This window comes from Sphingobacterium wenxiniae (assembly GCF_900116225.1).
Classification (GTDB): Bacteria; Bacteroidota; Bacteroidia; order Sphingobacteriales; family Sphingobacteriaceae; genus Sphingobacterium; species Sphingobacterium wenxiniae.
Window position 1 is genome coordinate 48,554 of record NZ_FOZZ01000002.1, and the last position, 14,898, is coordinate 63,451.

The 14,898-nt window shown below is 40.4% G+C and carries 9 protein-coding genes; 4 read left to right on the top strand and 5 right to left on the bottom strand.

Annotation, left to right across the window (positions count from 1 at the left end):
• Window positions 1–81: 81 nt before the first annotated feature.
• The 3 genes from BM375_RS02625 to BM375_RS02635 all read right to left on the bottom strand — a co-directional run bounded on the left by BM375_RS02625 (window position 82) and on the right by BM375_RS02635 (window position 6,501).
• Complete coding sequence (locus BM375_RS02625; RefSeq protein WP_093363629.1) at window positions 82–1,143, bottom strand: fatty acid desaturase family protein; 1,062 nt, start codon at window positions 1,141–1,143, stop codon at window positions 82–84.
• A gap of 187 nt (window positions 1,144–1,330) precedes the next feature.
• On the bottom strand, window positions 1,331–3,520 hold the full coding sequence (locus tag BM375_RS02630; protein WP_093363630.1) for a glutamine synthetase III family protein: 2,190 nt from the start codon (window positions 3,518–3,520) through the stop codon (window positions 1,331–1,333).
• A gap of 185 nt (window positions 3,521–3,705) precedes the next feature.
• On the bottom strand, window positions 3,706–6,501 hold the full coding sequence (locus BM375_RS02635; RefSeq protein WP_093363631.1) for a S9 family peptidase: 2,796 nt from the start codon (window positions 6,499–6,501) through the stop codon (window positions 3,706–3,708).
• A 91-nt stretch (window positions 6,502–6,592) separates the two neighbouring features.
• Between BM375_RS02635 and BM375_RS02640 the strand changes: the two genes are divergently transcribed.
• Window positions 6,593–7,339 carry an SIMPL domain-containing protein gene (locus BM375_RS02640; RefSeq protein WP_093363632.1) on the top strand — a complete coding sequence of 249 codons (747 nt, stop codon included), beginning with the start codon at window positions 6,593–6,595 and terminating at the stop codon, window positions 7,337–7,339.
• A gap of 39 nt (window positions 7,340–7,378) precedes the next feature.
• Here the strand turns inward: BM375_RS02640 and rnhA are convergent, their stop codons facing one another.
• Entirely contained in the window at window positions 7,379–7,870 is a 492-nt protein-coding gene (gene rnhA, locus BM375_RS02645; RefSeq protein ID WP_093363633.1) for a ribonuclease HI, read from the bottom strand.
• A gap of 108 nt (window positions 7,871–7,978) precedes the next feature.
• Here rnhA and BM375_RS02650 point away from each other — a divergent pair, with 108 nt between their 5' ends.
• Entirely contained in the window at window positions 7,979–9,823 is a 1,845-nt protein-coding gene (locus tag BM375_RS02650; protein WP_093363634.1) for an alpha-L-fucosidase, read from the top strand.
• Window positions 9,824–9,869: 46 nt separating this feature from the next.
• Here BM375_RS02650 and lon read toward each other — a convergent pair whose 3' ends face one another.
• Complete coding sequence (gene lon / locus BM375_RS02655; protein WP_093363635.1) at window positions 9,870–12,329, bottom strand: endopeptidase La; 2,460 nt, start codon at window positions 12,327–12,329, stop codon at window positions 9,870–9,872.
• A gap of 288 nt (window positions 12,330–12,617) precedes the next feature.
• Between lon and BM375_RS02660 the strand changes: the two genes are divergently transcribed.
• A complete protein-coding gene (locus BM375_RS02660; protein ID WP_093363636.1) occupies window positions 12,618–13,280 on the top strand; it encodes a tetratricopeptide repeat protein in 663 nt (220 codons plus the stop codon).
• Window positions 13,281–13,454: 174 nt separating this feature from the next.
• Window positions 13,455–14,882, top strand: a complete 1,428-nt coding sequence (locus tag BM375_RS17615) for a 7TM diverse intracellular signaling domain-containing protein (RefSeq protein ID WP_093363637.1) — start codon at window positions 13,455–13,457, stop codon at window positions 14,880–14,882.
• The last annotated feature ends 16 nt before the right edge of the window (window positions 14,883–14,898 follow it).

Here is a 14,898-nt window from a genome sequence, read left to right on the forward strand (position 1 = left end):
TTATATGCCCCAAAGGTAAGTTTAATTAATTGTAAATAACAAATATTTCTTTTTTATTTTTTAGTTGAATTGAAATGCTTGTTAGCGCGCCATAGCTTGTATAACCTTAATATGTGATCGAAAAGCCTGCCAAAAGGTTGGGTATTCTATATATTGGATATTATACTCCTTACACGTTTGTTGTACTATGGCATTGATAGCAGGGTAGTGTACATGGCTGATTTTGGGGAACAGATGGTGTTCCACCTGAAAATTCAATCCGCCGAGTAACCAAGTCAGTACTTTACTCCTTGTCGCAAAATTTGCGGTGGATTGAAGTTGATGAATCATCCATTCTTCCTCTACCTTGGACTCATCTATTGTTTTGAATTCTGTATCTGTTACGACATGTGCCAGTTGGAATACAGTTGCCAAGCTTAAGCCACAAACGGCTCCAGCCACTAGAATGCCTATCAATGTGGGTAAAACCCCTACAGAAATCATAGGAATAACGATAAACACCAAGAAATGTAACGTTTTGCTTGTCCAAAAGATGATTTTTTCGCGTAGAGGGAAATGAAAGGTTTCTGAAGTTTTCCCCATTTTTTGGCGGAAGTATTTTTCATAATCTTGATAGAAAATCCAGGCTAAATAGGAGATACTATATAAGAATATAAAATAGATATGTTGGTAACGATGATGTTTCTTTAATTGCTGGTCTTGATGAATCCGCATAAATTTAACCTCGATGTCGTGGTCCTCTCCATCGATATTCGTGTAGGTATGATGGGCAACGTTATGCTTAAGCTTCCAGAAATATATATTCCCGCCGAGGAGGTTTAAAGTGTAGGATAATATGGTGTTCAGGCGTTTATTGTCCGAGAAAGAATTGTGTCCGGCATCGTGCATGATGTTAAAGCCGATAGCTGCCAAATTTGCACCTAATAACATACATAAAGGGATGCTGATAGCCCAGTGTGGTTGTACGAAGACTAGAATAATGTACAGCGCTACTATACTGCTTAGTAATACGGCTGCCTTAATATAAATTCTTCTGTTTCCGGTTTTGTTCTGCGAAGTGTTTTTGAAATAATCGTTGGCTTTAAGTTTTAAGGTTTTAGAGAACAATGTATTAACATTGTTAAATTTAACAGTTGATTTCATGTAATGTAAAAAGGGTATTAGACTGTGTTGTTGTATAGACCTAATAGGCTATAGAAAATTGTATTTTCAGTAAAGGTATCCTTTATAGTTGGTTAAATGTTATAATTGGCTGTTAAATATCTGTTAAATAAAAAAAGGGTTGTCTTCTGGACAGAAGACAACCCTTTGATGATGAAAGTCATCTAAATTATCTTAAGAACAATAATTCACGAAGCTTAGGCAATGGCCATTTCGCATCGTCAATGATTTTTTCCAGTTTATTGACATGATAACGGATTTCGTCAAAGTAAGGTTTAACGATTTCATCATAAGCGATAGCTCTTTCGCGAACATTTTCGATGTTGTTAGCTTTTTTACGTTCTTGACGCATCTCTTCTGCTTTTTCAAGGATGAGGTTCGTGTGCTTAGAAATACGCTCTACCAAGTTAAGTTGTGAACTGTAAGCTTCTTTTGCCAAGCCCAAATCTTTCAAGCCTTTTACGTTGGAAATCAGTTCATTTTGATAGGTGAAACAAGCAGGTGCGATCTGGCTGGTTACAACCTCACCGATAACACGAGCCTCAATTTGTAATTTTTTGAAGAAGTTTTCCAACAAAATTTCATGACGAGCTTCGGATTCACGTTTCGTATAGATGCCCAATTTCTCGAAAAGTTCTAAGATGTCCTCTTTTACGTATACGTCAAGCGCTTTTGGTGTAGATTTGATGTTGGACAAACCCCTTGCTTCAGCTTCTTGTGCCCACTCATCGCTGTATCCGTTGCCTTCGAAACGTACTGCTTTGGATTCTTTGATGTATTTGCGAACAACATTCAAAAGAGCTAAGTCTTTTTTCGTTCCTTTTTTGATCTGTTTGTCGACTTCGGTTTTAAATTCTACAAGCTGTGCCGCAACGATAGCATTCAGAATGGTCATTGGCTGAGCCGAGTTGGCTGCCGAACCTACTGCACGGAATTCAAATTTATTACCCGTGAAGGCGAAAGGCGAAGTACGGTTACGGTCGGTGGTATCTAATTTCAATTCCGGAATTTTTGGAATCCCGTGCCATAAGCTAGCTTCGTTCTTCACTTTTTTAGCCACACGTGCAGATTCTACTTCTTCTAAGATTTCATCCAATTGTGATCCCAGGAAGATGGAAATGATTGCCGGAGGAGCCTCGTTGGCACCCAAGCGGTGATCGTTACTGTGACTGGCAATAGAACCACGCAGCAAATCAGCATATGTGTGTACTGCTTTGATTGTATTGACAAAGAAAGTTAAGAACATGAGGTTGTTCTTAGGGGTTTTGCCTGGAGACAACAAGTTGATACCTGTGTTGGTAATCAAGGACCAGTTGTTGTGTTTACCTGAACCATTTACACCGCTATATGGTTTTTCGTGCAATAATACTTTGAAATGGTGACGTATAGCGATTTGCTCCATCAAGTTCATGAGCAATTGGTTGTGGTCGATGGCTAAATTGATTTCCTCATACATCGGCGCACATTCAAATTGAGAAGGAGCAACCTCGTTATGGCGGGTTTTCAGTGGAATGCCCAATTTCAAGGCTTCATTCTCCAAATCAACCATATAAGCCAATACGCGTTCAGGAATAGCTCCGAAATAGTGATCTTCTAATTGCTGGCCTTTTGCGGACATGTGGCCGAATAAAGTACGGCCAGTCAACTGCAAGTCCGGACGTGCGTTATATAAAGAAAGGTCAACTAAGAAATATTCCTGCTCGATACCCAAGGAAGCATTGACTTTTGTTACAGACTTATCGAAGTACTGTACTACATCTGTAGCAGCTTTATCGATAGCTGCAATCGCTTTCAACAAAGGAGCTTTATAATCTAACGATTCACCCGTATAGGAAACAAAAACAGTTGGGATACATAAGGTTTTGCCAGCTACTGTTTCAAAAATGAAAGCAGGAGAGGATGGATCCCAAGCAGTGTAACCACGTGCCTCAAATGTATTACGTATACCACCATTTGGAAACGAAGAAGCATCGGGTTCTTGTTGTACCAAAGAATCTCCAGAGAATTTCTCGATCGCTTGTCCATTATCATCAGGTTCAAAGAAAGCATCATGCTTTTCAGCAGTAGAACCAGTCAATGGTTGAAACCAGTGTGTGTAGTGCGTAGCACCATTGGCCAAAGCCCAGGTTTTCATTGCTTGCGCAATAAATTCTGCGATATCACGGGATATAGGCGTTCCTACGTTTATAGCGTGTACTAATTCTTTGTAAGTGTCTTTTGGAAGGTAATCACGCATTTTAGCAATGGTGAACACGTTTTTTCCATAAATACTTGTAGATTTTAGAGGTTCTATTTTTTCTACCTCTTCTAATGATCTTGATGCAGCAGATTGTGCTGCTTTAAAACGTAAAGTTGACATTTTTTTATGGTGTAAGATTGATTTTTGTCAAAAAAATATTATTTATACACTGTAAAAGTACATGAAAAAAATAAAAATCAAACTTATTTTTTATAAAAAATAAAAGAAAACGTTTGTGTTGAACAAAAAAGAGGAAATCATCCATGGATGATTTCCTCTTTTTTGTTTGGCTTTAGGGAATGGGGTTATTCTAATCCCCAGTTTATACCTTTTTCTGTGGCTTTAACACCTTTTGATAACCATTCCGGTGCAGGTTTGCCCTTTAAGAAATGATCGAAAAACTGAGATTGACGTATTTGTATGTCTTTTCTGTTCTGTCTTTTCATCAAATTGTGCTCGTCGCCGTTGTAATTGAGTAGCCAGACGGGTTTTTGGAGTCTACGCAAAGCAGTAAACATCTCGATGCCTTGATACCAAGGTACAGCGCCGTCGTTATCGTTATGCATAATAGCTACCGGAGTTGTTACACGGTTCATAAAGAAGAGAGGAGAGTTTTCGATATATAGATCCTGATCTTCCCATAAAGTTTTGCCTAATCTGGATTGTGTTTTTTCGTATTGGAATTGTCTTGACATACCCGTTTGCCAACGAATGCCACCATAAGCCGAAGTCATGTTGACTACGGGAGCTCCACTCCATGCTGCTGCATACATTGGTGTCCGCGTAATCAAGTGTGCAACTTGATAGCCTCCCCAACTTTGTCCTTGTATAGCCATTTTGGTGGAATCTACCCAAGCGTTTTGTGCGAGGTGACGCATACCGGAGTTGACATACTCCTCGGCCGATTTGCCAGGATACCCGATTTCATAACGGATGTCTGGTGCAAAAACCAAATACTCGTTGCTTACATAATAGGGGATATTCAAACGCGAAGGTGTAGGAGCAGGTGCTTGATAGGTGTATAGTCCATCGCTTAACCGTTCGTAGAAATAAGCGATGATCGGATATTTCTTATTCGGGTCGAAATTTTCCGGTTTATATAGGATACCTTGTGCCTCAAAGCCATTTGGCGTTGTCCATTCTACCAATTCGGCTGTTCCCCAATTGTAATCACTTTGTTGCGGGTTGATGTCCGTTAAGCGGGTTTCATCTTTAAAGTTTGATGTCAGATACAAATCGGGAGAAGCGGTGTAGTCCTCTTTGGTATAGACGATAACTTTTCCATCTTCTGAACTGTTGAACGTTCTATAGGTATGTGGAAGCGTGAATATTTCCTTCGGATTTGCATTTTTGGTAGAATTTGCAGTTGCAATACCATTGTACTTGGTTTCTTCATCAAATACGGTTAAATAGATCTCTTCTTTGGCAGGAATGAGCGTGGTACGTTTCCTCGGAAGGTCTTTTCTGGACAGATCAATATAGCGAAATGTGCGTTTGGTAACACGTCCTTCGCCGTTGGTCAACAGCTTTTTATCCTTTCCTTGCAGATCAAACAACCAGATGTCATAACGGTCATAGATGTAAATACCTTTGCCGTCGGCTGTCCAGCCAGCATACCCGTATGCGCCAGCATAGGTTGGTGAGTCGTTTTCTTCATCCGTGAAGTTGACAGGAATGCCATCGTTTAATTGTACGGAAGAACCGGAAGCAATACTGTAGCTATACCAATTGCTGCTTTCTCTGTCTAAATATACTACAAAATCACCATTCGGGGAAAGAAAAGCATAACCGTTCAAGTTTTCCTTCACTAATTTCTTTTGGCCATTAAGGGTAGAAACAAGATAGATGTCCGTAGGTGTAGAACCTTCCCATTGCATAGCGATGCGCTTATCGAAATCGGAAGTCGCTAAGATCCATTCGTTGTTGGCATCGTCCGTTGTGCTTGTGCGGCTGAATTTTTCGTCTACCAACGAAATAAGTCGTCCGCCTTCTTGCGGGTAAACAACGGCAAGATAATTCCGGCTTTGATCGCGTTTTAGGTTAACTAACTGCATTGGCTGCAAATAATCGTCTTTCCAATGCCAGATGTCTACCTGTGCATGTTCAAAATCGACTAAGGTCGTATCTTTTACCTTCGGAATAGGGGCTAAGCCAAAGAACAGTTTTTTGCCATCGGCACTGAAATTGACCTGTCCGTCTCCGCTGACATACCAGTTTTGTGGTACGCCTGCGGTATTTTGTTGTGCGAGGATGCGCGCTGTATCCAAGGCAGGTGTATAGTAATATAGTTTAAAGTCTTTTAATTGGGATTTCTCAGGAGATTTATCCGCCAGGAAGGAAAGTTGTGAACCTTGATCGTCAAATGTAATCTCTTTGTAGGTGCCTTTTCCATTGCTGATTTTCTTGAGCTGCTTGCTGGTAATGTCAAAGATGTATAATCCCGCATCATTTGCTAAAGAATCCTTAGCGTCGTTTTTCTTGCTGAAAGCGAGGAAATCCTCATTTTGACTCCAGACGTACTGCTCTACTTTTGGAAAGTGTAAAGTGTCACCCGTGCTGAGGTGCTGTACAATTAGCGTTTCTGTCTTTTTAGGTTTGTTCTTTTCCGTTTTGGTCGAATCGCTTTCGGTTATGCTTTTTTCTACTTCTGTAAGATAAGCTACATATTCGTTTTTTTTCTGCGCGAGCTTATAGGATTTTACGGCAGGAATTTTGCTTTCATCTTTGTTCTGAAGGTTCACGATCAGTAGCGAATCCTTAGGCATCTCATCGTTCTTTTTCTTTTTAATCTTAGCCTGTCTCGTTTCTTCGAATGTAGGCTTGATGCTTGTTAGAACAAAGTTTTCGTCTGTTGTAAAGGTTGTGTTGGCTGCTCGGGGAACGGCTAGGATAAGGTCGTTTTTGTTGGATTTGATCTGCAATAGACCATCACCTTCTTGCGGGGTAATCTGATAGTAGATAAATTGTCCGCTTTTACTGACATTGACCTGATTAAGGCTTTTCCAACCGTCATATACGGAGTGGTCTATGGGCTTTTTCTGTGCATATAAAGTTCCTGTGCAGAGTAGTGTGAGACCCAAGGCAATTGTTTTGATTTGCATAGTGTAAAGAATTTTGCAGACTAAAAGTAAGGTTTTTTGTGTAGATTTGATTGTGTATTTTCACATTGTTACAGAATAAATACGTAAGGATATGTCAAATAATTTAAGATCGAATAGTGTTATTGTAGCGCTGATAGGCAGTATTGCCATTATTGTTTTTGCTTGGGTGTTGGGCAATGCCTACAAATATAAATACCGAGTGAACAACACGATTAACGTTACCGGAAATGCCAAAAAGGATTTCGAATCGGATATTGTAAAATGGACAGCCTATTACAGTCGTAAATCCATGGATCTGAGTGTGGCCTCCGAACAGCTTGGTAAAGACCGGGATTTGGTTCGCCAGTTTTTGGAAAAGCAGGGGATTAACCCCAAAGAAATTTTGTTCAACGCAGTGAATATTAACCGTGAGTTTGCTTATCACTCCGATGGGCAGGGCAATAGCTATAATACGTTTACAGGTTATAGTCTCTCACAGAATGTCAGTGTGGAATCCAAGGATCTGGACAAAGTAGATAATGCTTCACGTGAGATTTCGACATTGATATCCCAAGGATTGGAATTGAGTTCGAATTCTCCGAGTTATTATTATTCCAAGTTGGAAGACTTGAAATTGGAACTTATATCGCAAGCTTCGGAAAATGCGAAGCAACGGGCAGCCAACATAGCCAAAGAGGCGGGCTCGTCTTTAGGCGACCTGATGAAGGCTGATTTGGGGATTTTCCAGATAACAGGTCAAAATGATAACGAAGAATATTCCTATGGAGGGGCATTCAATACTACTTCAAGGAACAAAACAGCAAATATTACTGTTAAAGCAAGTTACGGGGCGAATTAGTTTTGTTCTTGGCCGCCCTTTGGGCGGCCAAGAACAAAACTAACCATTCTCTGCCTCAAACACGGTATCAATCTTCCAACAAGATTTATCCTTAGAAGCTTTGACAGCGAGCTGGTCGCATCGCTCATTTAAAGGATGTCCCGCATGGCCTTTTACCCAGACCAGTTTAACCTGATGACGTTTATAGAGATTCATCAGTTTAATCCATAAATCCTTGTTTTTCTTGCCTTGAAAACCTTTTTGTATCCAGCCATAGACCCATTTCTTATCGATGGCATCAATAACATATTTGGAGTCTGAATAGATAGTCACCATCTGATTGTCGTTTTTTAAAGCTTCCAGACCTACAATAACCGCAAGCAGTTCCATACGGTTGTTGGTCGTCTTACGAAAACCACCCGAAAATTCCTTTTCGATGAGTTTGCCTTGAAAAGCAGGATTCGAGCCTTGGTATATTGTTCGCAGAATGGTGCCGTAGCCTCCCGGACCGGGATTGCCACTTGAAGCACCATCAGTATAGAGTTCTATCATTGCGCCAAAAATAAGGAATATCTTTATAGGTAGCCATATTTTTTATATCTTCAAAGTTTCAAATCTAATATCTCAATACGCAATACTCATATCTCAATACTAAATATAATGCAATTCAAGAAAAAAATAGTTTGTGCGTTGCTGTTGCTGTCTGGAGGCGTTGGACATGTGTCTGCCCAGGAGAAAGCATCGGCAGTGGAACAAAAGAAAATGGAGTGGTTTGACGATGCTAAGCTAGGGATTTTTATCCACTGGGGCATTTACTCCGTACAAGGTATTTCCGAATCATGGGCATTTTTCAATAATTATATAAGCCATGACAACTATATGAAGCAGTTGGATGGTTTCACCGCTTCTAACTATGATCCCAAAGAATGGGCACAGTTGATTAAGGAGGCCGGAGCAAAATATACCGTTATAACATCCAAACACCATGACGGTGTGTCGCTTTGGGATACCAAAGCCCCTGAAGCGATTACGACATTAACCCATACACCGGCAAAAAAGGATGTATTGACACCTTTTGTAGAGGAAGTGAAAAAAGCAGGATTGCATACGGGTATTTATTTTTCGTTGCCCGATTGGAGCCATCCTTATTATGATGTAAATACCCGCACGCAAAAACGCTACGAGATGAAAGATGATGCCTCGCGTTGGGCAAAGTTTGTAGGGTACTATCAGCAACAGCTTACCGAAATCTCTACGCAATTTAAACCAGATTTAATATGGTTTGATGGCGACTGGGAACATTCTGCCGAGGAATGGCAATCTCCGCAGACGTTGGCACTCTTGCAGAAATATAACCCGAATATTATTATCAATTCAAGGTTGAACCATTACGGTGATTATGAGACTCCAGAACAGGGTGTGCCGGTTGTTAAGCCAGCAAGCCGGTATTGGGAACTTTGCTATACGATGAACGATTCATGGGGGTATCAGCCTTTTGATAAACATTACAAAACACCCAACATGATTGTGCGTACATTGGTCGATTGTATTTCCATGGGAGGTAATTTGTTGTTGGATATTGGCCCTAAGGCAGATGGCTCTATTCCTAAAGAACAGCTGCAAATATTGCAGGAGTTGAAGCGTTGGACTTCCAAACACGGTGAAGCTATCTACGGTACGCGTGCGGGTTTGGGGCAGAGTATGCTGCGTGATAAGTCAGCTTTCTCCAAAGATGGGAAGACCTTGTATGTCTACCTTGACCACGTGAAAGAGTCAGTAGTGCTTAATAGTTTGCAGACAAAGCCAACTAGGGTGCGGATTGTAGGAGCGGAAAAAGACCTTGATTTCAATTATTCTTCCGCCATTGCGAGATGCCGTGTGAATTTACCTGCCGAATTGTTTGATAAGACGGTGACAGTGTTGGCTTTTGATTTTGATGAAAAGCCTGTTTTTACAGAAATGGTAGAAGGAACATTCCCTTTGCAAGAGATAGTGAAATTTAAGAAAGACAAATCTGTTATCGGTATGCTGGTCGATAAAACGGATAAAGGCTATAATCTGCTTGCTGGCAAAATAACAGAAGATGGACGTGTTTTAGACCAACAAATTGAGCAAGCTTCCCCTGCTGTACAAACTTGGATTAAGAAGCATGCAGAAGTATTGCATCAGGCGGAAGCCGGTATGCCGGAAGGTCATTATTCGGGATATTCAGCATTGTCTAAAGATAAACAGACCTTGTATCTTTTTGTTGAAGGCAAACCAACTGGTCCAATCGCCTTAAAAGGACTTAAAAATACGATCGCACGTATTCGTATTGTAGGAGAGGGGTCGATGATTGGTCATCAGATATTTAATAAGCTGTATTGGTCAGCCATTCCGGGGATTGTTTATATTGATGTGCCGGCAGATCGATTAGATAAGGACTATACAGTAATTGCGGTTCTGTTGGATAAGCCTATTGAACTTTATCGTGAGGAAGTAGGTGCTATTGAAAGTAATCTATAAAAATAAAGCGGCGAGGATAACCCCTCGCCGCTTTATTTTTATAGCGTTAATCCACGCTATTCAAATCCTTCGGATTTTTTACTTTCTTGTCCAGTAAGGCCAGTTTAATGACATCGGACATCTGCGTAACATAATGGAACGTCAAATCCTTGATGTAATCTTCCTTGATTTCCAGAATATCTTTCTCATTGGCTTTGCAAAGGATGATTTCCTTGATGTTGGCACGTTTAGCAGCTAAGATTTTCTCCTTGATACCACCTACTGGAAGTACTCGGCCACGCAGTGTGATTTCGCCGGTCATCGCCAATTTCTCTCTAACCTTGCGTTGGGTGAATAAAGAGGTCAAAGCGGTCAACATGGTGATACCTGCTGATGGCCCGTCCTTAGGTGTGGCGCCAGCCGGAACGTGAACATTCACATCCCATTTATCAAAGACTTTATAATCGATACCAAATTCATCAGCATGTGAGCGTAGGTAAGCCATGGCAATCGCTGCAGATTCTTTCATCACGTCACCCAAATTACCGGTCAAGCTTAATTTTCCCTTGCCCGGGCTTAGGCTCGATTCGATGAAGAGAATGTCGCCTCCAACCGAAGTCCAGGCCAAGCCTGTAACCACGCCCGCAACTTCGTTGTCTTCGTACAGTTCTTTGTCGAAAATAGGTGCACCCAATATTTCTGTAACCAATGGGGCATCTACTTTTGGATTATAGGCTTTCTCCATGACTATGCGGGTAGCAACCCCTCTGACAATGGAACCTATTTTTTTCTCCAACCCACGCACACCGGATTCGCGGGTGTATTCTTCGATAATTTTCTCGATAATCTTATTGCTCAGCGAAACATCTTTCTTTGTCAGCCCGTGGGTCTCCAATTGTTTGGGAAGAAGGTGTTTCTTTGCAATTTCTATTTTTTCTTCGATGGTGTAACCATTTACTTCGATAATCTCCATACGATCCAACAAAGCTGGCTGTATGCTATTCAGCGAGTTTGCCGTAGCAATAAACATAACCTTGGAAAGATCGTACTCCATTTCTACATAATGGTCATAGAAATTCGTGTTTTGTTCCGGATCAAGTACCTCTAGTAAAGCGGATGAAGGATCTCCCTTGAAATCGGAAGCAATTTTGTCGATTTCGTCCAATACGAATACCGGATTGGAGGTTTCAGCTTTTTTCAACGACTGGATAATACGTCCGGGCATAGCACCGATATATGTTTTGCGATGTCCACGAATTTCTGCTTCATCACGCACGCCACCAAGTGCCATACGGGTGTATTTTCGACCCAATGCCCGCGCTATGGATTTTCCCAAAGAAGTTTTACCAACTCCCGGAGGGCCTACCAGACACAGAATAGGTGCTTTCATGTCATTTTTCAGCTTTAGCACGGCAAGGTATTCGATGATACGTTTCTTTACCTTTTCCAAACCATAATGGTCTTTGTCTAGCACACGAACAGCACGGTTCAGATCGAAATTATCTTTTGAGTATTCACCCCAAGGTAAGTCCAATAACAATTCGAGATAGTTCAATTGCACCGAATAATCCGCCGCCGCAGGATTGATGCGGCCTAATTTCTCAAGTTCCTTATCGAAGTGTTTCTGTACTTCTTTTGCCCATTTTTTTGACCTTGAGCGTTTGTGAAGCTCTTCCATTTCCAGATCAGGCGTATTCCCGCCTAATTCCTCTTGAATGGTTTTTAGCTGTTGATTTAGAAAATAGTCCCGCTGTTGCTTGTCCAGATCGATACGAACTTTGTTTTGGATCTGGTTTTTGAGCTCCAACATCTGTATTTCCGTCGTTAGGTGCTCCAAAAGCATTTTCGCCCGTTTCACAAAATCTTTGGTTTCCAAAAGAGCTTGCTTTTGTTCCATCTCTAAAGAGAGGTTGGAAGAGATAAAGTTAACCAAGAAGGTTGGGCTTTCAATATTCTTGATCGCTAATCCGGCTTCGCTTGGTAAGTTGGGCGAGAGCTGAATAATCTGTAGCGCAAGTTCTTTGATTGAGGAAATCAAAGCCTTGAATTCCTTACTGTTCACTTTTGGCTTGTCTTCTGGCACGCGTTCAACCCGTGCCTTTAGGTAAGGCTCTGAACTGACAAGCTCACTTAGCTTAAAGCGTTGTTTACCTTGGATAATAACGGTGGTGTTCCCATCGGGCATTTGCAATATCTTGATGATATTGGCTACTGTGCCTATTTTGTGGAGCTGCTCTATTGTAGGTTCTTCGATGCTCATGTCCTTTTGGGAAACCACACCTATCGTGCGGTCACCTTTATAAGCTTCTTTGACCAGTTTTATCGATTTGTCACGCCCTACGGTAATAGGAATGACCACTCCCGGAAAAAGAACCGTATTGCGTAAAGGCAAAATAGGTAATATTTCAGGTATATCAGCCTTGCTCATCTCTTCTTCGTCCTGAGAACTCATCAGTGGGAAAAATTCGGTGTCTTCGTTTATGACAGATATTACTTGGTTGATATCAAACATGTCGTTTTTGTTCATATATATGTGTTTAAACCCGACAAGTTGTCAGATTTATGCTGTTTTATTTTAAATAAAGAATATCTACCCAATAATTGCAAGAGAAATGCCAACTTTAAATTTTGGTATCATTTATGTTAAGAAAAGAGTGTCTCCTGTTAAATCGGCAGTTTCAAAGTTAAGTATTAGCAGGGTAAGAACAAAAAATGTGGAAATGTTTATAACTTCGTGTTGGAAGCTTAAACTATTTAGTGGAATTTTATATCTAATAGAAGTAAAAGGTTAAAAAAGTATAGAAAAAGAGAACATATGAAACGTAGATTTTTGAGTAATCAGTGGAAAACAATTAAGTTAGGGATGGCTTCAGTAGCGTTGGCACTATTGACTTTGTCGGTACAAGCGCAAGAGCAGCATAGCAACGCAAATGTTCGTTTAGGACAGAAAGCGTTATTGGACGGAGATTTTAAAGGCGCTGCGGCTCATCTGCAAAAAGCTCTTCCTGCGGAAGCAAACGATCCGGATGTACAATATTTATTGGGATATTCTCAATTCCAGAGTGGAGATTTCGCAAAATCTATTGAAACGTTCAAAAAGGTATTGGCTTTAGAAGCAAAACATGGTTCTGCACTTTATTATAAAGCGAAAGCAAGTAATAATATCGCTGTAAGTGATAGTAAATTGAACAATAACGCGAAAGAACAATTATTGAAAACAGCCATTGAAGATTATAGTAAAGCTATCGCTATCAATGCCAACGATGCAAAATTGTATCAAAACCGTGCGATTGCGTACCGTGATTTAGGTATCTTAACCGGAACTACCGGTGCTGCTAATTACGATAAAGCTAAGGCTACTGATGCATACAACAAGGCGGTAACTGATTACGAAAAAGTGCTGTCTTACGATGCTTCCCGCAAAGACATCCAGACAGAAGTGAAAAAAGCGAAAGTCTATAGGGATAATTTAAAGTAGGCTACTTAAATCCGGCTGATTTAACATACAGAAGAGACGTAAGGAATTACGTCTCTTTTTTTTGTGCTAATTAAGATAATTGTATTGTCTTAGAAAATACCGTACGCTAATCTTATAACCGAACGAAAATAGTAGCTTTGTACAACTTGTCTTAACTATTAGTTATTGCTGTCGATGAAATATTGGTTGCGTGGAGTGTGTATTTTATGCTTATTACTGTACATGGGAGGATTTGCCGAGGCCCAAAGTCAGATCTTTTCGGTTGATCAGCTTCGAGAACTATCTTTTGAGCCTATAGATGGAAGCGATGGGCTGGAGATGGCCATTGACCGTTTAGGTAATAAATGGGTCCGTGGATATATTCCCTTGAGTTTATTGGGGAAATCGATTGTGTTCCAAATTCCTTCTGCGCGTATTCATCATTATAAATTATTTATATTTCAAGAAGGGAGGTTACAGCAGTTACTTCCCAATACATTTGAAAGTGGAGATTATTTTAAAGCCCGGTTTCCACAGTACAGATTTACAGCACAAGATTCTATTTATTATATTCAACTGCAACATAACCTGCCGGGGATTTTACAAGTGTCATTATATGAGCGACATGCTTTTTCTTCTGTAGAATCATCACAGTTGCTTCGGATAGGGTTATATTATGGATTGGCTTTGATGTCTGTTGTATTTAATGTGGTATTCTATGTTATATTCCGTGATAAACGCTTTATCACCTATTGTGTGCTGTTATTTACAACTTTTCTTTCTTTTTTCTATGAAGATGGTATGCTATATTATCTTACGGATGGCCGTTGGACAATGGATTACCTTATTATTTGGAATATTAGTATAACAGCCATCGTGTCACTTATGTTTACCTATTATTTCTTAGGATTGGAAAGGGTGTTACGATCCTATATAAAATGGTATATACTGGCTTCTGTTGTCCTGCTATCAGGAGCGTTGGTGTATACGCTGACGGATTACAACTGGGTTTATCATTGGGTATCTATATTGTGTTTTTGTTTTGCCCTTGTAGCACTCTATTTGGCTATACGGCGTTTTCGTAAAGATATATATGCACGTTTTTTAGTGCTGTCATTTAGCTTTGTGGTGCTGACGGCTATTTGTTATGTCATGTATACTTATGTGAGCTCTTCCTCCTTTGCTTCTTTTGATATTGGTGTATTCCGGACGGTGAGTGCCATCGAAATCATTGCTATCAGTTTTGCTATTATCTTTAAAGTGAAAAATTTACAGGAAGAGAACGAGCGATATCGAATGGAGTTGGATACTTACCTTCGCCGACTAGCCTATCAGTCTAATGGCTTGAAAGACGATGCAAATGAACACGATATCATGATGCTCGGTTCTCCTGTTCAGCGCACAAAAGAACAAATTGGAGCATCGCTACGGAAACAGTATGAGCTTACGGAACGAGAAATAGACGTATTACACGCCATCTGGGATGGTTTGACCAACAAGGAGATTGCTGAAAAACTTTTCATTACACTTAGTACAACGAAATATCACGTAAGCAACTTATACTTAAAACTGGATGTCAAAAACCGTAATCAGGTACAGGTACTGCGGGATTCATTGAAATAATGAAACGAGAGTCTCT

Excerpts from the sequence above, each read along its gene's own strand:
- BM375_RS02625 (WP_093363629.1), bottom strand. The coding sequence starts at position 1,143 with ATGAAATCAACTGTTAAATTTAACAATGTTAATACATTGTTCTCTAAA.
- BM375_RS02630 (WP_093363630.1), bottom strand. The coding sequence starts at position 3,520 with ATGTCAACTTTACGTTTTAAAGCAGCACAATCTGCTGCATCAAGATCA.
- BM375_RS02635 (WP_093363631.1), bottom strand. The coding sequence starts at position 6,501 with ATGCAAATCAAAACAATTGCCTTGGGTCTCACACTACTCTGCACAGGA.
- BM375_RS02640 (WP_093363632.1), top strand. The coding sequence starts at position 6,593 with ATGTCAAATAATTTAAGATCGAATAGTGTTATTGTAGCGCTGATAGGC.
- rnhA (WP_093363633.1), bottom strand. The coding sequence starts at position 7,870 with ATGATAGAACTCTATACTGATGGTGCTTCAAGTGGCAATCCCGGTCCG.
- BM375_RS02650 (WP_093363634.1), top strand. The coding sequence starts at position 7,979 with ATGCAATTCAAGAAAAAAATAGTTTGTGCGTTGCTGTTGCTGTCTGGA.
- lon (WP_093363635.1), bottom strand. The coding sequence starts at position 12,329 with ATGAACAAAAACGACATGTTTGATATCAACCAAGTAATATCTGTCATA.
- BM375_RS02660 (WP_093363636.1), top strand. The coding sequence starts at position 12,618 with ATGAAACGTAGATTTTTGAGTAATCAGTGGAAAACAATTAAGTTAGGG.
- BM375_RS17615 (WP_093363637.1), top strand. The coding sequence starts at position 13,455 with ATGAAATATTGGTTGCGTGGAGTGTGTATTTTATGCTTATTACTGTAC.